Annotated in this window: 18 protein-coding genes; 11 read left to right on the top strand and 7 right to left on the bottom strand. The window is 34.8% G+C overall.

The window, feature by feature from the left end:
• Positions 1 to 670 precede the first annotated feature (670 nt).
• Positions 671 to 1828, bottom strand: a complete 1158-nt coding sequence (locus tag F6K18_RS30445; RefSeq protein ID WP_287526500.1) for a branched-chain amino acid ABC transporter permease — start codon at positions 1826 to 1828, stop codon at positions 671 to 673.
• A gap of 1586 nt (positions 1829 to 3414) precedes the next feature.
• Positions 3415 to 4689: an urea ABC transporter substrate-binding protein gene (urtA, locus tag F6K18_RS30450; protein WP_287526501.1), complete on the bottom strand. Its 1275-nt coding sequence runs from the start codon at positions 4687 to 4689 to the stop codon at positions 3415 to 3417.
• Positions 4690 to 4973: 284 nt separating this feature from the next.
• On the opposite strand from urtA, the gene F6K18_RS30455 reads away from it, so the two are divergent.
• From F6K18_RS30455 to F6K18_RS30470, 4 genes are all read left to right on the top strand, one after another.
• Positions 4974 to 5681, top strand: a complete 708-nt coding sequence (locus F6K18_RS30455) for a GDSL-type esterase/lipase family protein (RefSeq protein WP_287526503.1) — start codon at positions 4974 to 4976, stop codon at positions 5679 to 5681.
• 835 nt (positions 5682 to 6516) lie between these two features.
• Entirely contained in the window at positions 6517 to 7023 is a 507-nt protein-coding gene (locus F6K18_RS30460; protein WP_287526504.1) for a hypothetical protein, read from the top strand.
• Positions 7024 to 7037: 14 nt separating this feature from the next.
• Entirely contained in the window at positions 7038 to 7598 is a 561-nt protein-coding gene (locus F6K18_RS30465) for a hypothetical protein (RefSeq protein WP_287526506.1), read from the top strand.
• Between the two features lie 12 nt (positions 7599 to 7610).
• Positions 7611 to 8744, top strand: coding sequence for a hypothetical protein (locus F6K18_RS30470; protein ID WP_287526507.1), 1134 nt, complete (start codon positions 7611 to 7613; stop codon positions 8742 to 8744).
• Between the two features lie 115 nt (positions 8745 to 8859).
• Here the strand turns inward: F6K18_RS30470 and cobN are convergent, their stop codons facing one another.
• Positions 8860 to 14460, bottom strand: coding sequence for a cobaltochelatase subunit CobN (gene cobN, locus F6K18_RS30475; RefSeq protein ID WP_287526509.1), 5601 nt, complete (start codon positions 14458 to 14460; stop codon positions 8860 to 8862).
• Positions 14461 to 14661: 201 nt separating this feature from the next.
• Positions 14662 to 14826 carry a hypothetical protein gene (locus F6K18_RS30480; protein WP_287526510.1) on the bottom strand — a complete coding sequence of 55 codons (165 nt, stop codon included), beginning with the start codon at positions 14824 to 14826 and terminating at the stop codon, positions 14662 to 14664.
• Between F6K18_RS30480 and F6K18_RS30485 the strand changes: the two genes are divergently transcribed.
• Positions 14825 to 15241, top strand: coding sequence for a hypothetical protein (locus F6K18_RS30485; RefSeq protein WP_287526511.1), 417 nt, complete (start codon positions 14825 to 14827; stop codon positions 15239 to 15241). The genes F6K18_RS30480 and F6K18_RS30485 overlap by 2 nt on opposite strands.
• Before the next feature lie 282 nt (positions 15242 to 15523).
• On the opposite strand, the gene F6K18_RS30490 is transcribed toward F6K18_RS30485, so the two are convergent.
• On the bottom strand, positions 15524 to 16741 hold the full coding sequence (locus F6K18_RS30490; RefSeq protein ID WP_287526539.1) for a glycoside hydrolase family 10 protein: 1218 nt from the start codon (positions 16739 to 16741) through the stop codon (positions 15524 to 15526).
• A gap of 208 nt (positions 16742 to 16949) precedes the next feature.
• On the opposite strand from F6K18_RS30490, the gene F6K18_RS30495 reads away from it, so the two are divergent.
• The 3 genes from F6K18_RS30495 to F6K18_RS30505 all read left to right on the top strand — a co-directional run bounded on the left by F6K18_RS30495 (position 16950) and on the right by F6K18_RS30505 (position 19095).
• A complete protein-coding gene (locus F6K18_RS30495; protein ID WP_287526513.1) occupies positions 16950 to 17081 on the top strand; it encodes a hypothetical protein in 132 nt (43 codons plus the stop codon).
• 27 nt (positions 17082 to 17108) lie between these two features.
• Positions 17109 to 17804 carry a DUF262 domain-containing protein gene (locus F6K18_RS30500; RefSeq protein ID WP_287526540.1) on the top strand — a complete coding sequence of 232 codons (696 nt, stop codon included), beginning with the start codon at positions 17109 to 17111 and terminating at the stop codon, positions 17802 to 17804.
• Between the two features lie 265 nt (positions 17805 to 18069).
• Entirely contained in the window at positions 18070 to 19095 is a 1026-nt protein-coding gene (locus tag F6K18_RS30505; protein WP_287526515.1) for an AAA family ATPase, read from the top strand.
• A gap of 521 nt (positions 19096 to 19616) precedes the next feature.
• On the opposite strand, the gene F6K18_RS30510 is transcribed toward F6K18_RS30505, so the two are convergent.
• Entirely contained in the window at positions 19617 to 20798 is a 1182-nt protein-coding gene (locus F6K18_RS30510; RefSeq protein WP_287526517.1) for a YihY/virulence factor BrkB family protein, read from the bottom strand.
• A gap of 1347 nt (positions 20799 to 22145) precedes the next feature.
• Between F6K18_RS30510 and F6K18_RS30515 the strand changes: the two genes are divergently transcribed.
• A complete protein-coding gene (locus F6K18_RS30515) occupies positions 22146 to 22769 on the top strand; it encodes a hypothetical protein (protein WP_287526518.1) in 624 nt (207 codons plus the stop codon).
• Between the two features lie 49 nt (positions 22770 to 22818).
• Here F6K18_RS30515 and thrC read toward each other — a convergent pair whose 3' ends face one another.
• The gene (gene thrC / locus F6K18_RS30520; protein ID WP_287526519.1) at positions 22819 to 23910 is read right to left on the bottom strand and encodes a threonine synthase; all 1092 of its coding nucleotides are present in this window, start codon (positions 23908 to 23910) and stop codon (positions 22819 to 22821) included.
• Positions 23911 to 24697: 787 nt separating this feature from the next.
• On the opposite strand from thrC, the gene F6K18_RS30525 reads away from it, so the two are divergent.
• Both F6K18_RS30525 and F6K18_RS30530 read left to right on the top strand, forming a co-directional pair.
• Positions 24698 to 24898 carry a hypothetical protein gene (locus tag F6K18_RS30525; protein ID WP_287526520.1) on the top strand — a complete coding sequence of 67 codons (201 nt, stop codon included), beginning with the start codon at positions 24698 to 24700 and terminating at the stop codon, positions 24896 to 24898.
• A 334-nt stretch (positions 24899 to 25232) separates the two neighbouring features.
• The gene (locus tag F6K18_RS30530) at positions 25233 to 26288 is read left to right on the top strand and encodes a fatty acid desaturase (RefSeq protein ID WP_287526521.1); all 1056 of its coding nucleotides are present in this window, start codon (positions 25233 to 25235) and stop codon (positions 26286 to 26288) included.
• Positions 26289 to 26874: the final 586 nt, after the last annotated feature.

The following is a 26874-nucleotide window of genomic DNA, read 5'->3' on the forward strand; positions in this document are numbered from 1 at the left end:
AAAATAACTAAAAGTTGGCATCCCCGTCGGCGATCACTCTCAATTATTTCTATTTTTCAGTGATTAAATTCACTGGAGACAGAGGAACATTGCCAGATATGATTAGCGTAATTATTACACTAACTATTTTGCTTTTTGTCCAAAGTCCAATATTAAGTTATCAATAAAGTTCCATAGTTTTGAGGTAAGCATTCAGCTATTAGCAGTTAGCAGTCAGCTCCTAGCAATAAAAATGAATGAAGCCAGCGTTTTTTTAACTTCTACTAAATTTTCAGGCGTTGCTGAGTGGTAATGATTTTGAGATTAACTTTGGGCGCAAAACATCAGTTTTTCAATTTGACCTTCAGCTCATAGACATCTCCAAGAATCAAAAATCAATATCTATATCCCAAAGAAATTATCAATTCTTTACCCCTACAGCAAAGCTGCCTACTGCCTACTCCCTATGGGTGGAGTAGATGTCTAATTATCATTACATTTAAACAACGCCAATTTTCAACCATAAATCTGAGTTATTAAACCATATAATTTGTGGCAGGAAATTATAGATGTATCTCAAAAGCTGTTAACGTTAGCGTTAGCGAAGCTCCTCTGAAAGAGGCAGCTCCTCTGAAAGAGGCTAGCTGTTAGCTGACTGCTGAATGCTTACCATTAGCTTCTTTATCAATTATCAATTATCCATTCGACCTTTTTGTGGAAATAGTCCTGCTGGTTTAACTTGTAAAAAAACAATAATTAAAGCAAATACTGTTACTTTTGCCATGCTAGTAGTTGCCAAGAAATTGAATAAGTCAGTCAAAAATTTTAGACTTTCTGTATTTCCCAAAATTAAAGCAATAGTTCCTGAACCAATCAAATAATTTGTAATGCCAATTCCCATAGCAGCAATAACAGTACCAAATAAATTACCTACCCCACCAACTACCACCACCATAAAAGCATCTACTATATAATTTTGTCCTGTATTTGGACCAACTGAACCTAATAATGTAATTGCACAACCAGCAACTCCAGCTAACCCAGAACCCAAAGAAAATGTAATAGCATCAACCTGCTCTGTTGGGATACCTAAACAAGCACTCATACTTCTATTTTGGGTAACAGCTTTAATTCTTAAACCCCAATTTGATTTATTCAAAAATAAGTAAATTCCTAGCAAACTTATGGCAGTTAATATAATGATAAAAATCCGAGAATATGGTAATTGAAACTCACCAATAGGTAATCCACCTTGTAACCAAACAGGGGCAGTAACATCAACATTTCTAGAACTAAACCAAGGTTTTGTTAATCCAGGACTTGTCAATAAAAATCCCAAAGTAGTAGCGATCGCTAAAGATAGGAAACAAATAATTGTTATTGCTAAATTTTTAATTTTTTCCCAATCAGAGCGACGTTTTTTGAGGAAATAAAGACTGCCAAAATAAAACAGACAAAAAACTGTTATGCCGATAATTAATACTCCATTTACACTGCGGACAAATTGACGCAAAATCAGACTAACTCCCCAAGTTGCTAATAGAGTTTCTAAAGGTCTGCCATAGAGAAAACGTATCACCCCTTTTTCTAAAATTAAACCAGCGATCGCTACGACTATAAAGGCAATAGGAATGGCGAAAAAAATATAAATATTAGAAATAGGTTCGCCCATACTATTACAAATATTTTGAACTACGAAAGTAGTATAAGCACCTAACATCATTAATTCACCATGAGCTAAGTTAATTACTCCCATTAATCCAAAAATAATAGCTAATCCTAGAGCGACAATTAATAAAACTGAACCAATACTTATACCGTTAAATATAGCGATTAATAATTCTTGCATTTTAATTAAGGTAAGGAAGAAGGAAGAAGGAAGAAGGAAGAGGAAAGAGGGAAGAAGGGAAAAGAAAATCAGGGAAATAATGACAAGAGATTAGTCAGTTCTCAGATGAAACAGAGCTACCTCTAAACATAAATTTCCAGCTTTCCTTTTTTTCCGTTCTTTTTGATAATTACTCCAGAATTAGGAAGAGGAAAATTCGGGAAATAATGATAGAGATAGGTCAGTTCTCCCATGAGACACAGCTACCTCTAAACATAAATTTTCAGCTTTCCTTTTTTTCCGTTCTTTTTGATAATTACTCTAGAATTAGGAAGAAAAAAATTCGGGAAATCAATGATAGAGATAGGTTGATTATTAGATAAAACAGAGCTACTTCTAAACAAAAATTTCTAGTTTTCCTTTTTTTCCATTCTTTTTGATAATTACTCCACAATTAGGAAGAGGAAAAAATAAATCAAGGGAAATAATGATAGAGATAGGTCAGTTCTCCCATGAGACACAGCTACCTCTAAACATAAATTTTCAGCTTTCCTTTTTTTCCGTTCTTTTTGATAATTACTCTAGAATTAGGAAGAAAAAAATTCGGGAAATCAATGATAGAGATAGGTTGATTATTAGATAAAACGGAGCTACTTCTAAACAAAAATTTCTAGTTTTCCTTTTTTTCCGATCTTTTTGATAATTACTCCAGAATTAGGAAGAGGAAAATTCGGGAAATCAATGATAGAGATAGGTTGATTATTAGATAAAACGGAGCTACTTCTAAACAAAAATTTCTAGTTTTATTTTTTTTTCCATTCTTTTTGATAATTACTCCAGAATTAGGAAGAGGAAAAAGCCACAATAAATCAAGGGAAATAATGATAGAGATAAGTCAGTTCTCCCATGAAACACAGCTACCTCTAAACAGAAATTTCCAGCTTTTATTTTCTTCCGTTCTGATAATTACTCCAGAATCAGAAAGAAAGAAGAAGGAAGAAGAAATTGAATAGCCATAAATTAGAATTAAAGGAGTTTTCAAGTTGAGAAAGTAGAACGTTTTAGGACTTTTAGCTAATAATTAAAGTTTAAAACCTCTCTTTGACTCCTCTACAAGCTGTCGCTTTGCAAAAAGAAAAAATCTTTTTAGTCAATCATATCCCTTTTCAGGAAAGGTAATAGTTAATTATTAATTGTTGAACTAACACTTAACAAAAAGCAGGGAATAAAGTAAATAATTAATATTCAACTTGACTTAAAAATCCGAAAAATCGCTGTAATTAGTGAGCTATTTAGACCAACTAATTACAGCACACAAAATCAGATATTTTATAGAAACATTAAACCTAAATATTTATCTACCACTCGTACAAAATTCTACTCTAATTTATGACGTAAGCATTTCCTGCGGAATGCTGCGCAAACAGCTGTTAGCTGTCAGCTAGCCTCCTTCGGAGGAACTGCGTTAACAGCAACAAGAGTCTCTCTTATGGGACAGTGTTTAAATTAACAACTAACTTTAAAGACAAGGGAGCTAACTTTTTTAGTAAGACAATTAATAAAGCTTTTATCCTAAATTAAAAGTAATAGCTGATAACTGATAACTGTTAACTGACTTTATATTTACCACCTTTATTAGGGTCACTCCAGTCACAAGCAAGCCCCTTAGTTGCTGGAACAAATTGATTCCAAGGGATAGGTTTAATGGCTCCTTCAGTAGACCAAACTATATTAAATAAACCATCATCACGAACTTGACCTATTCTCACAGTTTTAGAAATATGATGATTAGCATTCATAGTAACTAAACCTTCAGGAGCATCAAAAGTTTGTCCAATAGCTGCCATCCTTACCGCATCTAAATCATCAGCAGAACCAGCTTTTTCCACTGCTTGTTTCCAAAGATAAACCATAATATAAGCAGCTTCCATCGGGTCATTTGTTACTCGGTCTGCGCCATATTTTGCCTTAAAATCTGCCACCCATTTTTTATTAGCTTCTGTCTCAACAGTTTGGAAATAATTCCAAGCAGCATAATGACCTACAAGAAACTCTTTGCCAATTTGTCTAACTTCTTCCTCAGCAATACTCACCGACATAACCGGATATTGTTCCGGAGTAATACCAGCACCTTTCAACTGTTTAAAAAAGGCAACATTACTATCACCATTAAGACTATTAAAAATCACTCCACCGTTCGGTAAAGCCTGTTTAATCTTAGTAATAATCGGAGTAACTTCTGTATTTCCTAAAGGTAAATAATCTTCACCAACAGTACTACCACCTTTAGCCTTTAACTGCTCCTTAATAATCGTATTTGCAGTGCGAGGAAAAACATAATCAGAACCAACTAAGAAAAATTCCTTTCCCTTATTTTCCAACAACCAATTTACAGCAGGTTCAATTTGTTGATTAGGAGCAGCACCCGTATAAAAAATATTTTTCGAGCATTCTTGACCCTCATATTGCACCGGATACCAAAGCATATGATTCTTAGATTCAAAAACAGGCAAAACAGACTTCCGAGAAGCAGAAGTCCAACAACCAAAAACAGTAACTACTTGGTCTTGATCGATAAGTTTATTTGCCTTTTCTGCAAAAGTAGGCCAGTCAGAAGCACCATCCTCTACAATTGCTTCTATTTGCTTACCTAATACACCACCAGCAGCATTTATTTCCTCAATAGCTAACTTTTCCGCTTCAACTACTGTAGTTTCGCTAATTGCCATTGTGCCACTGAGGGAATGGAGAATACCCACTTTAATTGTGTCAGTCCCAGATGTCGTGTTATTAGCACCACCACAAGCTTTGAGAAAAATACTTGTACCTAGAGCAGCCGAACTATAAATTAAGAATTTCCTGCGTTCTAATCCTTTAGCCATAACAAAAATACTTCACTATAATTAATTTCAAACTTAACTTTACCAGGACTTAGGCACTTTTTAAGTTCCAAACACTATATATCTATAACGTTATAGTTTTTTCTCACTAGATAGATATTATAGATAGTGTTTTTGAGTAAAGCCGTCAGTATAGCCATCATTACTCAATAGTTGTCATTTTTGCCTTCTATTACTTCTTGCTAGGATTAGTTTAACTTTGATTTTAGCGTTTCTGAATTATGAACAAAAACAAATTGATAATTATCTGTTTATCAATAATTATATTGGTTTCAGTAGGGCTTAACTTCCTCTTTTTTAACAGAAGCAGAAAATTTTATTTACAATTAAATTCTCTGCAATTAAACCCACTTGCCATAAAATTTTATCCTATGGATACTAATCCCAAAGAGATTAAAAATCCTAATCAAAAAAATGTAGTTTTTTTTGGAGAATCTCGTGCCCGTGGTTGGAATTCACCTAAAGATTTTGATGATTTTAATTTTATTAATCGAGGTATTTCTGGACAAACTACAGCGCAAGTTTTAGGAAGATTGAATCAACATATAAAACCTTTATCTGCGGATATTATTATAGTTCAAATTGGTGTGAATGATTTATACAGAATTCCAATATTTCCTGATAATAAAGAGACAATTATTTATGACTGTAAATCAAATATAAAAGAAATTGTGAGTCAGTCTCGTCAGCTTGGTGCTGTTGTGATTATGACAACAATTTTTCCCATTGCTGAAGTGCCACTTGAGAGAAAATTTTTTTGGTCGCCAGATATAGTAGTTAAAGGAATTAAGGAAGTAAATGATTTTATTTATTCATTAGAAAACGAAGATGTAATAATTTTTGATACAAAAGCGATTTTGGCAAATGAACAAGGGAAGGTTAGGGAAGAATATAGTAGAGATTTTCTTCATCTTAATCGGGCAGGATATAAAGCATTGAATGACAAATTAATGCCTATTTTACAAGAGTTATAAATTGGATTGATTATAGAGTCTCCTTTTATGTAGATGGGGAGATAGGATTTAGGGTTTAAGGTTTAGGAGAGAGGATTTAATCTTACCGAATAATTAAGGTTTAAAGTCTCTTTTTTACAGCAGAAATCAAGAAAAAAGTCCTGTTCGCCAATTCTCTTATTTTAAGGAGAGGTAATTATTAATTGTTGAAATCCTATAAAGTATTTTTGATAACCGAATTTGGCATTATTTGTTTTTTTAGGGTCTGAGTGTTTTTGTTGCGTATGTCGCAATAGGAGTTTTTACTCACTTGAGGGTCTGAGTGCTTTTATTGCGTATGTCGCAATAGGAGTTTTTACTCACTTGAGGGTCTGAGTGTTTTTGTTGCGTATGTCGCAATAGGAGTTTTTACTCACTTGAGGGTCTGAGTGCTTTTATTGCGTATGTCGCAATAGGAGTTTTTACTCACTTGAGGGTCTGAGTGCTTTTATTGCGTATGTCGCAATAGGAGTTTTTACTCACTTGAGGGTCTGAGTGCTTTTATTGCGTATGTCGCAATAGGAGTTTTTACTCACTTGAGGGTCTGAGTGCTTTTATTGCGTATGTCGCAATAGGAGTTTTTACTCACTTGAGGGTCTGAGTGTTTTTGTTGCGTATGTCGCAATAGAAGTTTTTACTCACTTGAGGGTCTGAGTGCTTTTATTGCGTATGTCGCAATAGGAGTTTTTGCTCACTTGAGGGTCTGAGTGTTTTTGTTGCGTATGTCGCAATAGGAGTTTTTATATAAAATTCAATACCTAATACCTTCTTCCAATTACACCTTCTACTTCTAGAGCGATCGCCTGCAATTTTTCCAATGTTTTTTGACTTGCTGATTTTTGACCGGAAGCCTGATGAGGATCGCTATGATTGGCAAACAGAAGATACAAAGTTATATGATTTAGCAAGCCAAGCTCTGGATAATTTGCCAGCTCGTTCTTTTATGGTATTGAATCATAAAGCTAATTCGGTTAGTGGAGGAAATCTAGCGGGTTGTCAAAAACTCAAACAGGATATTGATGGGAGACAGGTAAAGATTAATGTAGTAGATAGCATTATTACCAATTGTTCAGATTCTGAACAAGCTAATCAGTTATTAGACAGGGTACTTGACTACTTACAAACTAAAATTACAGAGCTAGATATTGAGTATGCTAAATCTTGTCAGGAACGTTTAGTTGAAATTCAGGCTGAGATAGACGAACAGGAGGTAATGCGTTTCTTCAGCTTCAGTTTAGAGACTATCCAGGAGGATATATTAATGATAAAAAAGAGCAGGTTCAAGAGTTTATCAAGGAGTCTGAAGTCGTTATTATTGCTATAGATAGTACGGCACTCATGGAAACAAAAAAAGGAGTGAGTTACCATGAAAAATTGAATGGAGTAGAGGATATTACAAGTTTGTTTGAAAGAAGTTATACAAATTTAAACTCTCCCAAGTTGGTAATATTAGCACCTGTTCGTTGTGAGAGTTACTACAAACAAGGTAAGTACGATTCTGAACTCTCAAAGAAGATTGAATCTGGCTACAAAGAGTTATTAAGCTTTTTAGAAAGTAATCTTTTAATTGATAAGGTTGCTGTAGTTGTAACACCTGTACAAACAGTTGGAAAGGCAGTGGAATTTAATGATATTGAAGATAAAGAGGGTGAATTAAAATTTATGTTTGTTAAAACAGGAGCTGAATATAATCCTCAAGATAGCGAACAACCTCTGCGATATATTTTACGATTTGCACTGAGCAAACAAGTCAAAAAAAGTTGGGGATGGTTCAATTGGTTAGCAGGTCTGCTGAATAAAGATAAAAAATTGAAAGCAGCAGTTGATACTTTTGTTAAAGAATCTAAAAATACAGGTGGATTCAAGGTTATTCAAGGACATAATTTACTAGATATTTGAGGATAATTAGGAATGAATATATATGTAAAAAGTGGAGGATATCAGCGAGAACAAGATTATCGCTGGTGGAAAAATAAAGAGCCAAAAATATTAGAAGAAGAAATTTATCAATTAATTGATGGTGAATATTTTTCACTGGTAATAGCTCGGTATAATCAAAAACTATTCTTGTATGTAACTGCTTTAAAATCAAATAGAGTGGATTTTAAAGGTCGTAAAATTGAGAATTCTGTATTGTGGGAATGTGAATCTAATCTGGAAGAATATGTGCGGCAAGTAGCAGCTTTTGCATTACAAAATAAGTTAAGTGAGAAGATAGAAAGTGCTATAAAAGAAGATAAAAACTCTCCCTATGGTTTTGAGGTCGATCTAGATAAGATTGAGCTAGAAAAACTGATGGAAAATAAAAATCTTAAAGTAGATTCAAATCACGGTCTAAAATTAGAAAAAGATAAAAATTATTTAGCAACATTAGAAAAAGATAAAAATTATTTACCAAATTATAATCAAGATAGTTTTCAGGAATTAGTTAAGGAACTAAAGGCAGAAAAACTACCTAATAGAGAAGGAGTGCTAATAGTTGTAACTACAAGTACAACAGAAGCAGAACTGAAAAAAGCTGAAGTCTGGCGGGGAATATCTGACCAAGTTGTAACTGAAAAAGAGCAACCCTGGAAAGAGATAGAAATAGAAGAAAATCCTGTTATTAAATCTATTAAATCTACTGGAGAAAAATTGCTAAAAAAGTTATTAGGAGATAAAGGAATTAAAGCTATTTATCCTGTAGTTTTTCTGATATTTTTAGGGATAGCTTATATGTTATTTATCTATTTACTATCGCCTTCACTTTTGGTTGATTCTAACTCATTATCTATTTGCAAACCAGTTACATTACAAGGGAGATACAACCCTATTAAAACGCAAAATATTTTTCTCGAAGTTGATGGAAAATATAAGATTGGTAATAGTAAAAAAGAAAAAGGAATATCAAAAATAATTCTCAACCATCTTATAGGAACTTGGAATCTTACTTACAGATTTAACCATGAAGGAGAACGCACAGTGAGACTTAAAGCAAGAGATACTAATGGTAAAGAAATTCGTCTCAAAAAGAAGAAGATTAATATTACAAAAGATTGTTTATAGTAGATTGAACTGTCATTGCAAGGGGGCGGGAAAAACTATAAGTCTATGCTTTTAAATTTCTACCCCCGAAGCAATCTCAATGATATTTTTTTTCTAAAGTTACCATAAAATCAAATTAAGTATTAGCCTCAATTATCCCTTCTGCTTCTAGAGTGATCGCTCTCAATTTTTCCAAAGTTTTTTGATTAGCTGACTGCCATAAACCTCGTTGATTTGCTTCTAATAATCTTTCTGCCATATCTCGCAATGCCCAAGGATTTTTTGTTTGTATAAATGATTGTACATTTTCATCAAAAAGATAAGTTTCTGCTACTCTTTGATACATAAAATCTTCTACACATTTTGCTGTAGCATCATAGGCAAATAAATAATCTATTGTTGCTGCCATTTCAAAGGCTCCTTTATAACCATGACGCATTACTCCAGCTATCCATTTAGGATTAACAACTCTGGAACGATAAACCCTAGCAATTTGTTCTTTCAATTGTCGAACTTTGGGATTTTCTGGCAGAGAATTATCGCCAAAATAAGTATCAGGATTTTTGCCTGTTAAAGCACGAATTGCTACAGTCATTCCACCTTGGAATTGATAATAATCATCTGAGTCTAATAAGTCATGTTCTCTATTGTCTTGATTATGCAAAACTATTTGCATTTGTTGGAGACGTTGGGAAAATGCTTCGGGAGAATTTATCGCCCTTGCTTCCTGACTATAACTATTATTAATTCCTGTATAAGCATAACTACTCCAATTAATATAAGCTCTAGCTAAATCTCGATCGTCTTGCCAATTTTGAGATTCGATTAAACCTTGTAAACCTGCACCATAAGCTCCTGGTTTAGAACCAAATATTCTATATTGAGAACGTGCTTTTGCCTGAACTTCAGTTAATCCTAATTCATGCCAATATTTGACTTCTTTTTTAACTTGAGCAGCTAAAGGATTTTCTATTGGAGGTTCATCTAAATTAGCCACAGCAATAACAGCTTGGTCAAATAAATCGATAATATTAGGAAAAGCATCGCGGAAGAAACCAGAAATTCTTAAAGTTACATCTACACGCGGTCTTCCTAATATTGAAATTGGCAAAATTTCAAAGTCTATAACTCTTCGGGATGGTCTATCCCAGACTGGTTTTACTCCTAATAAAGCAAGTGCTTCAGCAATATCATCTCCACCAGTTCGCATGGTAGAAGTTCCCCATATTGATAACCCTAAAGTTTGAGGATATTCACCATTTTCTTGAGTGTATCTTTCGATTAAACTTTCTGCTGCTAATTGCCCTATTCTCCAAGCAGTTTCTGTAGGAATGGCGCGAATATCTACAGAGTAAAAATTCCGACCTGTGGGTAAAACGTCTGGTCTACCTCTTGTCGGAGCGCCAGAGGAACCACTAGGGATATATTTGCCATCTAATCCTATTAATAAGTTGGTAATTTCTTGGTCAGTTTTTTGCAGAGAAGGTAGAAGATTTTGGCGAATCCATTCTAACTCTTTGTTTGTGTGTGGGAAGGGAGAGTCAATCGGATTTTGGTTAATTAAATTTTCGACTAAATTAGCTGCTTTTTCTTCGAGGAATTCCACAGCATCACCTAGGGTACGACAAGATTTTCCATCTATAAATAAGCTCCGATTAATAATTGTAGAAAAATCGTCTGTGAGAGGGTCAAAGTCTAAGTTTAAGTCTTCAGCTAAAGCACGAGTTAAACCTAAACGAGTAGTACTAGGATGACGAGCGATCGCTACGATTAAATCTCGTAGTTGTTGACCTTGAGGAGATTGACCAAATATATGTAGACCATCGCGAATTTGTGCTTCTTTTAATTCGCAGAGATAACCATCTATATTAGTAATTAATTTGGCGAATCTAGCATTTTCACCATTTTCAAATTTCTCTCCTCTTTTTAAAGGTAGTGAGGGAGTAAATAAATTTTTTTCGGAACTGGAAAACTCGGAAGTTACACCTTTTGTTTCTGTAGAAAATTTCTGCTCATTTTGCTGAGGGAGTAAGAGGAAGTCTGAGGATTTTTCGGAACTAGAAAAGTCGGAAGTTACCTCTTCTATTTCTGTAGAAAATTTCTGCTCATTTTGCTGAGGGAGTAAGAGGAAGTCTGAGGATTTTTCGGAACTGGAAAATTCGGAAGTTACGCCTTCTATTTCTGTGATAAATTTTTCCTGATTTTGCTCCGGAGTTGAGAGGAAGTCTGAGGATTTTTCGGAACTGGAAAATTCGGAAGTTACACCTTTTGTTTCTGTAGAAAATTTCTGCTCATTTTGCTGAGGGAGTAAGAGGAAGTCTGAGGATTTTTCGGAACTAGAAAAGTCGGAAGTTACCTCTTCTATTTCTGTAGAAAATTTCTGCTCATTTTGCTGAGGGAGTAAGAGGAAGTCTGAGGATTTTTCGGAACTAGAAAAGTCGGAAGTTACCTCTTCTATTTCTGTAGAAAATTTCTGCTCATTTTGCTGAGGGAGTAAGAGGAAGTCTGAGGATTTTTCGGAACTAGAAAAGTCGGAAGTTACCTCTTCTATTTCTGTAGAAAATTTCTGCTCATTTTGCTGAGGGAGTAAGAGGAAGTCTGAGGATTTTTCGGAACTGGAAAAGTTGGAAGTTACGCCTTCTGTTTCTGTAGAAAATTTCTGCCTATTTGGCTTTGGAGTTGAGAGGAAGTCTGAGGATTTTTCGGAACTGGAAAAGTTGGAAGTTACACCTTCTGTTTCTGTAGAAAATTTCTGCCTATTTGGCTTTGGAGGTGAGAGGAAGTCTGAGAATTTTTCGGAATTGGAAAACTCGGAAGTTACCCCTTCTATTTCTGTAGAAAATTTCTCCTCATTTGGCTGAGGGGGTGAGAGGAAGTCTAAGTCTTTTTCGGAACTAGAGAAGTCGGAAGCGACACCTTCTGTTTCTGTGAGAAATTTCTGCTCATTTTGCTGAGGGGGTGAGAGGAAGTCTGAGGATTTTTCGGAACTGGAAAAGTTGGAAGCTACTCCTTCTGCTTCTGTAGAAAATTTCTGCTCATTTTGCTGAAGGGGTGAGAGGAAGTCTGAGGATTTTTCTGCACCGGAGGAGTTAGAAGGGAAACCTTCTGTTTCTGTGGAAAATTTTTCCTCATTTTGCTGAGGGGGTGAGAGGAAGTTTGAATCTTTTTCACAACTAGAGAAGTCGGAAGATACACATTCTGCTTCTGTAGAAAATTTCTGCTCATTTTGCTGAGAGGGTAAGAGGAAGTCTGAGTCTTTAGAGGAACTAGAAAACTCGGAAGTTACCTCTTGTGTTTCTCTGGCAAATTTCTGCCTATTTTTGTAGGAAGGGGAGAGGAAGTCTGAGTCTTTTTCTGAACTGGAAAACTCGGAAGATACACATTCTGCTTCTGTAGAAAATTTCTGCTCATTTTGCTGAGGGGGTGAGAGGAAGTCTGAGTCTTTTTCTGAACTGAATAACGTGGAACTAATCCGTACATCCGTGGCAAAATCAGTGTTAGCTGAGTCTTTTTCTAAAAATGATAAGTCTTTATCTAAACCTTCTTTTTCTATGAGATTAATTATCCGCTCTCGAATCACAGATAACCTAGATGGGTCTAAATTTTGTGCCTCATAATATTCATCAATTAAAGTTTCTAATTGTTGTAAAGCTCCATAAATTTCCGCACGAGTCATAGGTGGAGTTAAATGATCGATAATTATAGCTTGCGACCTCCGTTTAGCTTGAGAACCTTCTCCAGGGTCATTAACAATAAATGGATAAAAATGTGGCAAAGCACCGAGAGCTATTTCTGGAAAACATTCCCGAGATAAACCGACACTTTTACCGGGCAACCATTCTAAGTTTCCATGTTTTCCCACATGAATAATTGCATCTATTTGAAATTTTTCTCTCAACCAATAATAAAAAGCTAGATAATTAGGGGTAGGTTCTAAATCTGGAGCATGATAATTTAAACTGGGGTCAATATCGTAACCCCGCGAAGGTTGAATACCTATAAAAATATTTCCTAGCTGAATTCCTGGAATAGGAAAATTATCTATTTCTTTTACCTCACTATCTTTCTGAAATTCTGAAAAATTACTAGAAACAGATTTGAAAAAAGATGGCGGAATTTTTGTGGAATTAATCTGTACATCAGTGGCAAAATTATCTATTTCTTTTACCTCACTATCTTTCTGAAATTCTGAAAAATTACTAGAAACAGATTTGAAAAAAGATAGAGGAATTATCGTCGAATTAATCCCTACATCCGTGGCAAAATCCGTGTCTGCTCTCTTCCCCCACCTCTGAATAATTTTTTCTCGTACAACTTCTGGCAAACTAGCAAAATATCTTTCAAATTCTGCCAAGGATAAAGACTGGAAAACAGGACGTAATTCACGACTTTCCAAATCATTTGTTACTCCAGAAGTCAGACATTTAATTAACTCATCCCCCATTGCCGGAATATTTTCCAAATAATAACCAGCTTGTTGTAAAGCTTGAAGAATTTCTACACAACTGGCAGGAGTATCTAACCCCACTCCATTAGCAAGACGACCGTCACAATTAGGATAATTTGCTAATATTAATGCAATGCGACGTTGAGATGCTGGAGTTTGTCGTAACTTTATCCAATTAGCAGCCAATTCTGATACAAATTCAATCCTATCTTGAACCGGAAAATAACTCACTAAATCTGTTTCTAGATCCGAATTCCAAGTTTTAACTGCCTTAAAAGAAATTGCCCGACTAATAATATTTCCATCTACTTCCGGCAGTGCAATATTCATTGCCACATCCCGTGGTGAAAGACCTTGAAACTGACTTTCCCATTGCTCAAAATTTCCACCACTAAAAATTACTTGTAAAACTGGAATGTCTAAATTTTTTCCCAGTCTTAACAAGGGTGGGTTAGGAGATTTTTCCAGTGCAAAATCTTGATTATTCACAACAGAAACAGCAAAACTGGTCGTATTTAACAATAATTGAATTGCTTCAGCATTTTCAGGTTGAAAATATTCCAATATTTCTCCCTGTACTTCTACATCTCTAGGAGAAGAAACAAATACTGGAACAGGTTCTAAATTTTTTTCTATTAAAGTTTGGCAAAGAGCATCTATAGGAGCAATATTTCCAGATAGATAATGAGCGCGATAAAATAATATTCCGACTTTTGCCTTTGTGCTTTGCTCTTCTTTTTGCCAATGATAAATTCCGACTCGCCGTACTGGTATAGGTGAGGCAAAATCATAATTTTTTCCCAGACAAATATTAGCGATAAACTTGAGACCATTAACAAAATTATCTACCCCACCTTCTATTAAATATTGCCAGAATTGATTAACTAGAGAAATTGAAAGATTAGAATGACTAATTAGATCTGGATCGGGGCGGTCATCTCCAGGAATTACTATTAGTTTTGCCCCTTCTTTTTCTATCACTTCTAGTAAGACTTCCAAACCATAAGACCAATAGGAGCGCCCCCCTAAAAGTCGAACAATAATTACTTTTGCCTTAGATAAAATATCATCAGCATAAGTATCAATAGTTAACTGTTGTTGTAAGTGAAGTAAATTAGCAACTCGCAGTTGTGGAAAATCAAAAGGTAACTTATTAACTGCTGCTGCTAAAGTTTGAATATCCGTATCTGCTGCTGTTAAAAATATTATTGGTGCAGGAGTTTGTTCGATAAAAATTACCCCTTCTGCTTGAGGGTTCCAACCACCAGGAGTAGCTGCTATTCGGTGCATATATTTGTATTTTTTAAAAAACCTAATAATTTTACCATAAACTTTCTTTACTACCAGAAAAAATCCTTAAATTAACTGTATAGAGCTATAGACTCATCTACCTTTCTTCTTCCTTGCTTAAAAAAATTATTAACTACACTGTATTGTTTTATAGCATTTTTTTCCAAAACGGTATTATCTATTAATACTTAGACTAAAATATCAGCGCTTTAACTCCCGGAATTTTTGTTGCGATCGCTGTAGATTAAATGTAATAGCAATTAAATTAATTTTTAAATTATAGATGGAAATGATAGAAGTAAATTTGATAAATTGGAGAATATTCTCGATAGTATTATCAATATTTGTGGGAGTTTTGAGTGTCATGAGCGGTTATGTATTTACTAAATCTCAACTATCTCAAACTCCATCTATAAATATGGAAGTTCAAAAAAGTAATTCTCTAATATATTTAACAGGTACAGTTATTGAAAAACCTTGGAGTAAAAGTGCTGAGTCTTGGATAGCAGGAAATAGTAATTACTATGTCTTAGATCTAGGAGATTTAAAAATAGAAAAACTTTCTGCTGAAGAAGCTGTAATTCTGCCTGCTTCAGAAGCGATCGCTTTTGAAACTTTTGCCGAATATGTCGAGAAAACAGTTGAAGCAAAAGGAGAATATGTTGATAGTAAACCATATCAACCGAAGAGTGCTTATGAGTCTTATCCAATGGGAATGGATGGCAGAGCTTTACCTAGAGGTGCAGGATTTAAAGTTTATGAAATTAGGGTATTAAATTAATAGATATTAGTTGTTTTACCACAATGAAAAAATTGCCATTTCTAGTCTCTTCCCTTGCCAAATTTGGAAAAATTTCTAGCTTTTCCCCTCTACTATTTATCTGAGAGACAAAAATTTGCTTGCTTGACTTCTCTTTTAAGAAGAAAGTTAGAGAAAATTTCTATCTTTTCGACTCTAGTGTTTACCTGAGAGATAAAAAATTGCCACTTATAGTCTCTTCTCTCACCAAAGTCAGAAAAATTTCTAGCTTTCCCTTCTACTATTTATTTGAGAGGGAAAAATTTACGACCTCAATGGTTTTCCTTCTTTCTTTGAACTAGAGATATGCGGTCTTGAAATCTGTTCCTGAAATATTTTTTCCAAAGCTTCATTTCTGATATTTTCTGACTCCTTTCCCCACTTCCATAAACTTTCATAGAAAAAGAACGATACTCCCGCAAAATTTCTCTTCCGCACTGCTTCTACTTGTTCTTCAATTGTCGTTATCGGAGTAGAATTATTTCTCAAACCAGTCAAAATTCCAATAGCAAAAGGAATATGCTTTCTAGCTAATTTAACCTCTGTTCGTTCCAACTCATTAATAAAACGTTTAATGTCTGGACGATAAACCTGTAAAACAATTTCATCAATCCATTTTTCTCTTTCCCAAGTAAACCAGTCTTGCAAATAAGCAGGTAAAGCAAAGTGCAAAGGATTAGGAGATACAGAAATAATACAGTCTGGTTTTATCGCTTTTATTTCTTCAGAAACCCGCTCCATAAAATTATTAATTTTATCCGCTCGCCAACGCACCCAAAAAGTTTCTTGATAATTGTCAGAAGGGGATAAACCAGGAAGTTCTTTTTCATATAATTTAACTGTAAAATCGTCATAACCAAATTCTACAGGTAAGCCAAAATGATCGTCAAATTGAATCCCATCTATATCGTATTTAGTTACAATTTCCATAACTAAATCTAAGATAAATTGTTGCACTTCTGGATGAAAAGGATTAAGCCAAACTCGCGGATATTCACCTTCCATTTTTATAGTAGTTCCATCCCTACGTTTGGTTAACCAATCAGGATGTAATCTCGCTAATCCTGAATCTGCAGGTGCCATGAAACCAAATTCAAACCAAGGAATAATAGTTAAGTCTTTTTCATGGCTTTCGGTAATAATTTCTTGTAAAAAATCTCGCCCTTGTAAACCAGGTGTGGGGTCTAATGATTTAGCAAATACTTGTTGTGCTACTTGACTAGGATAGAGAGTATAACCACCTTGCCAAACAGTAGGATAGAGTGTGTTGAAGTTGAGTTTGGCTAAACGATTTATTGCTGCTGTTGTGGCTGAGTTAGAAAATAAAACATCACTATCAATATTAGTTATCCAAACGCCACGAATTTCTGTTTGTTGTGTGGTTTTGCTAATTTGATTAGAGGCTAATACTAATGTAATTGTGGTGAAAATTGCAATTAGTGTTAGGGCGATGGTTCGGTAAATTGATTTTGATTTAACCATGAGATTTTGAGAGAGATTAAATTTGTTGATGTTTGAGCGATCGCTCACAACTATAAATTGATAATTGAGCTAAATATAAATAGCTAAAATTAAGGATTAGTATTTGATACTATACTTCTTTTTCGCAGTTGTCAATTTCAAATAACAATTATAAATCTGGTTTAATATCCGATGATATAATAAAGATTAAAGCAATAGAGTAAAATTTATGGTCACTCAAAAAAACTCAAATAAATATCAAGAAGAAGAAAATGAGGATGAAGAAGCTTATGAAAAAGATAATTTAACTTACGACCCGGAGAAAATTAATATTATTACTAGGGAGCCTACAATTGAGTAGTTAGTAAGAAGAATAGATGAAAAAGTTCTGAATTTAGCTCCTGAATTTCAGCGTCATTCTGATATATGGAAGGATGATGTTAAAAGTCGATTGATTGAATCAATTATTATTAGAATTCCTTTACCAGCTTTTTATATTGATGGAACTAATGAAGACAATTGGTTAGTAGTAGATGGATTACAAAGATTATCAGCTTTAAAGCAGTTTATGATTGAAAATGATGATAATTTACGGTTAACAGGTTTAGAATATCTTGGCAATGAACTTGATGGTAAAACTTATCAAGAATTGCCTCGTAAATATCAACGTCGTATTGAAGAAACTCAAGTCACTGTATATCTAATTGCACCAGGTACACCACCTAAAGTTAAGTACAATATTTTTAAACGTATTAATACAGGAGGAGAACGCTTAACTCCTCAAGAAATACGTCATGCTCTTAATCCTGGTAAAGTTCTAAAGTTATTGGTTGACCTTGCTAAATCTCCAGAATTTACTAATGTTATTGACCTTGGTAATACACGAATTCTGCGTATGGAAGATCGGGAATTTGTGCTAGGTGCTTTAGCAGTTATGCTCGCATCTAATTCTTATAAAGATTATACGAAGTATGGCAGAGAAGAATTTTTAGATAATTCTATGAAAAAAGTTAATAGTTTATCTGATTCTGAAATTAACAAACTTAGCAATAAATTCAAAAATACTATGATTGTTTGTCAATAAATATTTGGAGATGAAGCTTTTCGTAAGCAAAAAAAACAAAGAAAAAATCCAGTTAATAAGGCATTATTTGAAACCTGGTCATTTCATATTAGTCAGCTTAATTCTCAAAAGACTCAAAAACTTAAAAATCAGAAGCAAGAATTACTAGATAACTTTGCCAAATATGTAGATCAAGACAAAGATTTTTTTAAGTCTATCTCTCAAGCTCAAGACAAGATAGAATATCGTTTTGAAACTATTGAAAAAATTATCAAGGGAGTTCTAAATGATTAGTTCATTGCATTTAAAAAATTTTAAACCTTTTGCAGATCGGCTTCTATCTTTTAAACCACTGACTTTACTTTCTGGTCTGAATAGTACGGGCAAATCTTCTGTCTTACAAGCACTACTTTTAATCCGTCAATCTTATCAACAAGGACTATTAGAAAATCTAGGTTTAGCACTAAATGGTGAATTAGTTTCTATAGGCACTGCTCAAGATGCACTATTTGAAGGAGCAAAAGATGATTTTATTAGTTTTGAAATTATCTGGGAAAATGGCGATATAGGAAGCTGGAATTTCTCCTACGACCGAGAAAAAGATGTTCTAAATCTTGCCTCACAACCTGTTAATTCTGACATTTATGAATCTAGTATTTTTAATAAACAGTTTCACTATATCCAAGCCGAACGTTTAGGTCCTCGTTTATTTTTAGAAATATCAGATTTCCAAGTTCAACAACTAGAAAATTTAGGAAGTAAAGGAGAATACACGGCACACTTTTTATTTATTAATGAAAATCAAACCATACCAAATCGTAGCTTAGGACATCCAGAAGCAGACTCACTAATTTTAAGAGAGCAAGTCGAAGCTTGGATGGGAGAAATTAGCCCAGGTACGCGACTAAAAATTAATGCAAAACAAGATATAGATTTAATGAGTCTTCAATATTATTATGGAGATAGTAATCCTTATCGTTCTACTAATGTCGGATTTGGAATTAGCTACACTTTACCAATTCTTGTAGCGATTCTTTCTTCTTCACCTGGCACTTTAATTCTAATTGAAAACCCTGAAGCACATCTTCATCCAAAAGGTCAATCAAAAATGGGTCAATTATTAGCTCTCGCTGCTAATTGTGGGGTACAAATTTTAGTTGAAACTCATAGTGACCATGTTTTAAGCGGACATGATATAACTTATTATCTTAGAAGGAGAATTCAAAATTATGTTTGCGTAGCATTCCGCAGGAAAAAAAAAGGTAACAAGCGAACTTTAGTAAATTATTACATTCAAAAGCTATTTGCGTAGCATGACCCAGAAAATGCTGAATGCTAATACCTGTTTGCGCAGCATTCCGCAGGAAATGCTTACTAAAATAGTGACAATATTTTTGATAGTTAAATCCATATAGTTAAATCCATATAGATATTAGCTAAACTCCATGAGTAAAAATTCTAATTTTCCAATTCCCCAATTTTCTTACATTTGTGGCATTCTCACTATTCTTACTCTAATAGTCTGGCTCCTCAGAGGCTTCAAAATTCTGGCATTTTTACCAGGAGGAGTAATTTTGTTTCTAATTTTCTTATCCATAACAACTGGTGTGATTAGCCTTTTACAACGACCACATTAATTCAGACTTTTTTTGCCGTTTTTTCTAGTAAGCATTCAGCTATTAGCTATCAGTTCTCAACAAAAGGAGGGGGTTTAAATGAATATAGACTTTTTCAGCTGACTTTTATAGTAAGATTTAATTCTCACTCAGTTAGTAAAGCTTTTATCTAAAACTAAAAACAATAGCTGATAGCTGATAGCTGGCGGCTAAATGCTTACTTTCTCATACTTTCTCCTCCTTCTATAACCGATCGTTCCTGTAGTAGATGCGGAACATTATCCCGTGCCATTGCCTCCCCTACTGTTACATTTAATTGTGCCCCAATTAATACCACCAATGAACTAATATATAACCACAACAATAAAATAATAAAAGTACCAATAGTTCCATAGGTTCGGTTATAGTTACCAAAATGAAAAACGTATAAACGAAATAAATTAGAAGCTCCTGCCCACATTAATGCTGATATAATTGCACCAGGCATAATAGGTGTACCTTTCCTTCTACGACTCGGACCAAAACGATAAACAAAAGCAAAAGCTGTAGAAACTATTCCTAAAGTAATCGGCCATCTTAATTGACCCCAAGTTTCTAATAATTGTGACTTCAACACACAATTATCAACTGGTTCTTGAAATAAACAACTAGCAACCTGGTCAGGGGGACAATTTGGCAGAGTTTCTAGTAAACAACTTTGCCGAGCAATCATGTCTACAATTAAGTCACTAACTAATACTAATCCAGAGGCAATAATTAATAGTATGAGAGTACCAATAGTTAGTCCTAAAGAAACTAATTTTGCTTTCCAAAAAGGTCGTTTTTTCTCAAGAGGAACTTGATGAATTTCGTCAAGAGCTGCCATAGCAGAAGTCAGTACGCTAGAAAATATCCATATTGAGCCAATAAAACTGAAAGAAAATATTTCTTTGTTGCGGGTTTTCAGAATTTCATCAACAGCACTGCTAATTAAAAATCGCACTTGATTAGGTACTATATCTGTTAGTAAACTACCCATTTGTAATAGAGGCAATCGCAAAGATTCAAATAATCCAATTGCTGCAATTATTGTTAATAATCCGGGAAATAAAGCGAGCATAGCATTATAGGCCATCTCGGCTGATAAACCTGATAATCTGCTTTTACCAGCACAAATACATACTTGTTTAATGGTATTAAAATTTAGATGAAGAAGGAACTGAAAAAAGCGAATAATTCGCTTCAGTATATGTTTGACTATCCTTTTTAATATCGTCAATATTATGCCATAGCCACGTTTAGCAATTGGAGTTAATAAGTTGAAAAATCGCTGCCTATTGGAGTGGTTTAAAACTTCTCGCAATGTAGCAGAATTAAAGTGACGTAAAAAATGGAGAAAGCTCATAGGGCTTTGAGGCAAAAAAGATTATCTGAGTTACTTTTAGTAGAGAATAATTTGTCAACTAACAAAAACTTAAAAACAACAATTATCAATTTATAAATTTCGGAATATGTACCAAAATAAATTACTTTATTGAGGGCAAAAATCAAAACTAAATAGCAATATATTATAGAAAAAATTTGCTACAAGAAATAAAAAGGAAAGTTGTACAGAGACAAAAATTTTCTAATCCAGGTATCAAAAATCTATAATTATATAAGGTATCATAGCAATTTGAACAAGTGATTTTACAAAAATATTTTTAGCAACTATTGATTTCAATGGTATCAGCTACTCCTTTAATGTAATGTAAAAGTAAAAAGTATGTTCCTATATTTATCTCTAGGAGCTTAAAATTAAGATATTTTGCTTAAGAATGATAGTTTGAGTAGAGTAAAGTAAAGGCAATTTATTTGCTTCTAAGGTCGAATATAAATTTGACCTTCGGTTTTTGTTAATTTCAATCACTATTTTGTTTTCCAATACCAATCATCTATGCTTTGAAACAACACACTAATATAGCTATAAGCATTTTCTAGGTTATGCTCCGCAAACAACTAGGATAAAAGCGATTACCTGTAAGATTTTGAAGTTTTAGAGCTGTCCTAAATTATGCTTCAACTGCTATAAATTTTATTTTCATCAGTACTTAGACAGTACAGCTATATATAGTGTATAAGTTGGTCATAATACCAGATATATCCAATATAATTAGTGCTGTTGCGTAAGTCGTGTTCATATTAGTGGGACTTACACAAAATAGAAGTAGAAAATAGCCTCAAATATAGACAGGAAAAGGCTTTTACGTCAAAAAGCTATAAACCCTTAATTACCAAGGGTTCTAGGCATTTTTAGAGCATTGACGTAATTTCCTTATCTAGACTGACACGAGCGCCATTTTTCGACCTAAAAATGTTTCAGTCCCATTAGTTGAACTAAAAGTTATATCATGTCCGTTTAATTAGTGATAAAAAACTTTCTTCTTCTTCCCTCCTGACTCCTAACTCCTAACTCCTCCGTTATTATTTATAAGTATTCAACCGGACATGATATTAGTACTTCCCTGTTCCCTTTCAGTATCTACCGTCCTCAACTATACTTCTGTTGCTATAAGTTTAAAATTGGGCGCTAATGTATTTTAATGGTCGTGCATTATCCGGCAATGTTTGTTACGAGGCACGGCAGTGGGAGCCTGATCAATCCCTTGCCTGGTATTCCTTTTTGCTGTAGACTGTTATACTCCCCAGGACTACCTAAAATTGCAAAGGCAACTTTGCTAGGAAACATCACCCGATGAGATGAACATTCTATAATCTAAAATATGATATGAGTCAGGACATAACTCCGTGGTTAAATGAAATTAAGGCTCTTCAAGAGAAAATAGTAAAACTTCAAACAGAATTAAATGTTGCCCAGGATAGTGCCTCTAAGTGGCGTCAACTCTACAATACTGAAGCTCAACAACGACGAACGGAAACTCAACTGGCTCAAGAAACTATTCAGACTTTAAAAGCCCAAGCTCAGAAATTACAAGGTTTTCCATCTGTTGAAGAGAGTATAGATGAAAGTGCAACAACTATTGAACAGCAAATCGAAAATTTACAAACTTTAGCTGAATTTAAGGCCAAAATAATTGAAGTAGTTCAAGAACGTGACCGCGCTGTTGCACAAGTCCAAAAATTAACTGAAGCTCTCGAACAAGAGAAAGTCAATCATACAAATACTCGTACAAGTTTAACAAATGCTTTGGCAGATGCAGTAGATATTCTGGCCAAAGCAAAAGCAAGCAAACAACAGAAATCGGAAATTACTCCTGATATTCAGCCAAAAACAGAAGCCAATATTCAAGCTCAAAATCAAATCCAACTAAAGGAAAGCTTATCTCCCAATGCTGCTCAGTTGCCGCCCAATGAAAGGCCATTGCCCCGCTTACCCAGTAGTAAAGATTAGAGAGAAAAGCTCAAAAGTAGAACCAAAAATATTTTCCTTTTTCCTTCCTTTAAAACCCCATAACTTCCGCTACTGCCTCTATATTTGGCTCTATTCCCTGCCGAAACTGATTATTGCTATGTTTAATCGCCACATCTGGGTCTTTGAGACCATGACCAGTAAGTACACAAACTACTTTTGCTCCTCTGGGAACTTGGTCTTTGACTTTCAATAAACCCGCAACAGAAGCAGCACTAGCAGGCTCGCAAAAAATTCCTTCATTGGACGCCAATAAACGATAAGCCTCTAATATTTCTTCATCGGTAACCGCCGTAAAACTTCCTTGACTAGCTTGTTGAGCTGCTACAGCTTTTTCCCAACTAGCAGGATTGCCAATTCTAATGGCGCTGGCCACTGTTTCCGGTTGGACTACAGGATGACCTTGAACAATGGGTGCTGACCCTGCGGCCTGAAAACCCATCATTTTTGGTAGGCGATCGCATTTTCCGATTTGATGGTATTGACAAAATCCCATCCAATATGCTGTGATATTTCCGGCATTCCCCACAGGAATACATAACCAATCTGGGGCATCCCCCAAAGTGTCCACTACCTCAAAAGCTCCCGTTTTTTGGCCTTCTAGACGATAGGGATTAACTGAGTTAACTAAAGTGACAGGATATTTAGCGGCCACATCTCGGACAATTTCTAAGGCTTGGTCAAAATTTCCCTTGATGGCTAAGACTTCTGCACCATACAACAAGGCTTGGGCTAATTTTCCTAGGGCTACATAACCATCTGGGATTATGACAAATGCTCGCATCCCACCTCGTCTAGCATAAGCAGCAGCGGCAGCTGAGGTATTGCCTGTGCTAGCACAGATTACTGCTTTTGCCCCTTCCTCTTTGGCTTTGGATATGGCTAAAGTCATGCCCCTATCTTTGAAACTACCTGTGGGATTAAGGCCATCATATTTGACAAAGACTTCTACTTGGCTGCCTATTTGATGAGCGATTGTTGGCACAGGTATGAGAGGAGTATTACCTTCTTGCAATGTGATTACAGGAGTTTCTTCTGTCACTGGTAGATAGGATCTATATGCCTCAATCAAACCAGGCCAGCCTTGTAATTTTGACTGAGAAAAGGGCCGTGTTAAGGTCATTTTTAAGTTTTGAATTTTTTACTGTAAAGTTTGAGTAAAGTTTGAGTTTTTTTTACCTTAGGCCAAAGCTATAAATAACTTTTTGGTCAATTTTTAGTAAGGTTGACACTCCACTAGATAAATCCGCGTGGATTCGTGATTAGTAGTTTTCTATCGGGATAAATCCGCGATTTTCACATTGCTCGTAACGGCCACATTGCCATTACCCTACCATAGTACGCATACAGCGGCAGCTCACAAGGCGGTGCCAATCGCCACTACCCTCTCCGGTCATTCGACCATTGAGACTACTTTTAAAGTTGTTGGTTGATTCACTCGCTTTGAGGTACAACGTGCTGACTAACGGCTGGAAACAGAGTGCTGGCTAGCACTGGGCCACCTTTTCGGTTAACCACCCTTTAACTGAAGCGTCCATTAGCTAACGATGCTCTCACCATGGTTCAAAGGTCATTGTGTTTTTATACCTTGATTATCGCATATTTTGACTACGCTTTATTACCCGTCGCGTTGTTTCCATTGAGTCGTTCAAGCTGGCACTTTTCCCACTTACCGAATTTTTACAATGAAAACTTAATCAAATCTATGGTTAAGAAAGATACTAAACCTTACTAATCTTATTGTATTATCCAAATGTTTAGTGTTGGATATGGTACTCCAACTTTTTAATGCCGGAAGTTAAATAGTTTAATTTGTTGTAATTTATCTTAATATTCCGGTTACAATAGAAAAATAAGTGAAGTAAGTATAAATGGCTAGTAAGTTACTGATGTCTAACAGCATATCCACTTTGTCCAATGCATCTGTTTCTGTAGATACTTCTAAAAGGGTAAATGTTTCAGGGGTATCAAGCAATCAAAACTACACTCAAGGAAAGATGAAATCTTTGTATCAAACAGATCAACAAGTTAAGTTGCTCCATCTTGAGGCAGAAGTAGAAACTTTATTGTTGGAATTGCGGACTATAAAAGAACGAAACTTAGAAAATTAGTCTCAGAGGTTGAAAAATAATTCAATCAATAAAAATCGTGAATAAATAAATGATTGCTAAACTTGACGAATAAAAAATCAGATAGTAGCAGTAACCAAATCAATTAATTTACTTTGATAATGACAAGACTGTGATATAACAAAAAAGGTTTTGCTACATTGTTGTTGTGTACAAAATTGACTAAGATTCACTAAGTGCTAGTATGTCTTAAAAATTGTTGTCAACTACTTTTTGTAGTCAAAACTGCCAGCAAAATATTTACGCTGGCGTTTTTTTTCGGAATCATAAATCTACTACATAACCACAAAAAAAATACGGAGAACTCAAATAATTTATGACAGTATCAATTGCAGAATCTACTCATGGAAATTCTGAGATTAGAAATGAGCAACTACAACTAAAAGATATTATAAAATCCCTGCCTCGTGAAGTTTTTCTCAAAGATAAATGGAAAACATGGACAATGGTAGCGGTCAATATTTTGATGGTCGTATTAGGTTACTGGGGACTAACAATTACACCTTGGTTTTTATTGCCCCTACTCTGGGTTTTCACTGGCACAGCATTGACTGGTTTTTTTGTTATTGGCCATGACTGCGGTCATCGTTCTTTTGCTAACCGTAAGTGGGTCAACGACCTAGTCGGTCACTTAGTTTTTTTACCCTTAATTTATCCGTTTCATGGCTGGCGAATAGGCCATAATTATCACCACAAACATACGAATAAGATGGGGGAAGACAATGCTTGGCAACCTTGGTATCCAGAAGATTATGGGAATGCAGGTAGCTTGATGCAGTCAGTGTATCAGTTTATGCGTGGAAGATTTTGGTGGTTAGGATCTGTTGCTCACTGGGCAGTTGTGAATTTTGATTGGAGAAAATTTGAGGGTAAGGATAGTGAAGATGTCAAATTTTCTACATTGGTAGTTTTCGGGTTTAGCGCGATCGCCTTTCCTATGCTTATCGCTACAGTTGGTCTGTGGGGTCTGGTCAAGTTTTGGTTGATGCCTTGGTTAGTTTACCACTTCTGGATGAGTACATTTACTATTGTTCACCATACAGTGCCAGAAATTCCTTTTACTCCTGTAGAAGAGTGGAATGAAGCGGAGGCTCAATTATTTGGTACAGTGCATTGTGATTATCCCCGGTGGGTAGAGTTTCTTTGCCATGATATTAATGTGCATATTCCCCATCATATCTCTACAGGAATTCCTTCATATAATCTGAGGCAAGCACATCAGTTTTTGAAAGATAAATGGGGAGATAAACTTTATGAAACTAAGTTTTCTTGGTCTTTAATGAAGGAGATAACAGAGAAGTGTCATCTGTATGATAAGACTAAGTTTTACCTAACTTTTAAAGAATATGATGCTCAGAAAGTTTCCCAGTAATTTTAGTTAGGAAAAATTACAAAGGAAGGCTGATAATTAAATGGCGATCGGCTATACTTTTTTCATTGATAAACTTTAATATTTATAGAATCCGGTATTTTGACCGGATTTTTTTGTTGGTTGTATTTGATTTTGTAAAATGAAGAGTGAAGCAAGATTATATCCGGTTGAATAGTTATAAATGACGAGAGAGTCCTCAGGAGTCAGGAGGGAAGAAGAAGGAAAAAGAGGAAAGAGGAAGGAAGAAAAGAAGAAAATTTTTTCATTACTAATTATCCGGACATGATATAAGATTTGGAGACCAAATCCCTACTTTTATCCCTCCAATAAATGTCTTGAGATATGGTAGATAAATCTGAATAAGTTAACCAGAAATTACAGCATATTTCAGGTATATGAGGTAGAAATATTAATGATAAAGTCTTTGTAGTGCGGGCATCTTGTACGCCACAAATTTACCTCACTGATATGAAATATGCTGTATCAATAAATTGTCATTTTTTATTTGAGAAATACCGATGCTTTAATCTAAAGTTTACCTGAGACCAGAGGTAATGAATGTTAGGTACAGATAATAGATAATTTT

Origin of the sequence: Okeania sp. SIO2C2 (assembly GCF_010692625.1) — a bacterium.
Classification (GTDB): Bacteria; Cyanobacteriota; Cyanobacteriia; order Cyanobacteriales; family Microcoleaceae; genus Okeania; species Okeania hirsuta.

What these genes read in the sequence shown, in the direction of transcription:
- F6K18_RS30445 (WP_287526500.1), bottom strand. Translation starts at nt 1,828, where the DNA reads ATGCAAGAATTATTAATCGCTATATTTAACGGTATAAGTATTGGTTCA.
- urtA (WP_287526501.1), bottom strand. Translation starts at nt 4,689, where the DNA reads ATGGCTAAAGGATTAGAACGCAGGAAATTCTTAATTTATAGTTCGGCT.
- F6K18_RS30460 (WP_287526504.1), top strand. Translation starts at nt 6,517, where the DNA reads ATGTTTTTTGACTTGCTGATTTTTGACCGGAAGCCTGATGAGGATCGC.
- F6K18_RS30465 (WP_287526506.1), top strand. Translation starts at nt 7,038, where the DNA reads ATGGAAACAAAAAAAGGAGTGAGTTACCATGAAAAATTGAATGGAGTA.
- F6K18_RS30470 (WP_287526507.1), top strand. Translation starts at nt 7,611, where the DNA reads ATGAATATATATGTAAAAAGTGGAGGATATCAGCGAGAACAAGATTAT.
- cobN (WP_287526509.1), bottom strand. Translation starts at nt 14,460, where the DNA reads ATGCACCGAATAGCAGCTACTCCTGGTGGTTGGAACCCTCAAGCAGAA.
- F6K18_RS30485 (WP_287526511.1), top strand. Translation starts at nt 14,825, where the DNA reads ATGAGCGGTTATGTATTTACTAAATCTCAACTATCTCAAACTCCATCT.
- F6K18_RS30480 (WP_287526510.1), bottom strand. Translation starts at nt 14,826, where the DNA reads ATGACACTCAAAACTCCCACAAATATTGATAATACTATCGAGAATATT.
- F6K18_RS30490 (WP_287526539.1), bottom strand. Translation starts at nt 16,741, where the DNA reads ATGGTTAAATCAAAATCAATTTACCGAACCATCGCCCTAACACTAATT.
- F6K18_RS30495 (WP_287526513.1), top strand. Translation starts at nt 16,950, where the DNA reads ATGGTCACTCAAAAAAACTCAAATAAATATCAAGAAGAAGAAAATGAG.
- F6K18_RS30505 (WP_287526515.1), top strand. Translation starts at nt 18,070, where the DNA reads ATGATTAGTTCATTGCATTTAAAAAATTTTAAACCTTTTGCAGATCGG.
- F6K18_RS30515 (WP_287526518.1), top strand. Translation starts at nt 22,146, where the DNA reads ATGAGTCAGGACATAACTCCGTGGTTAAATGAAATTAAGGCTCTTCAA.
- thrC (WP_287526519.1), bottom strand. Translation starts at nt 23,910, where the DNA reads ATGACCTTAACACGGCCCTTTTCTCAGTCAAAATTACAAGGCTGGCCT.
- F6K18_RS30530 (WP_287526521.1), top strand. Translation starts at nt 25,233, where the DNA reads ATGACAGTATCAATTGCAGAATCTACTCATGGAAATTCTGAGATTAGA.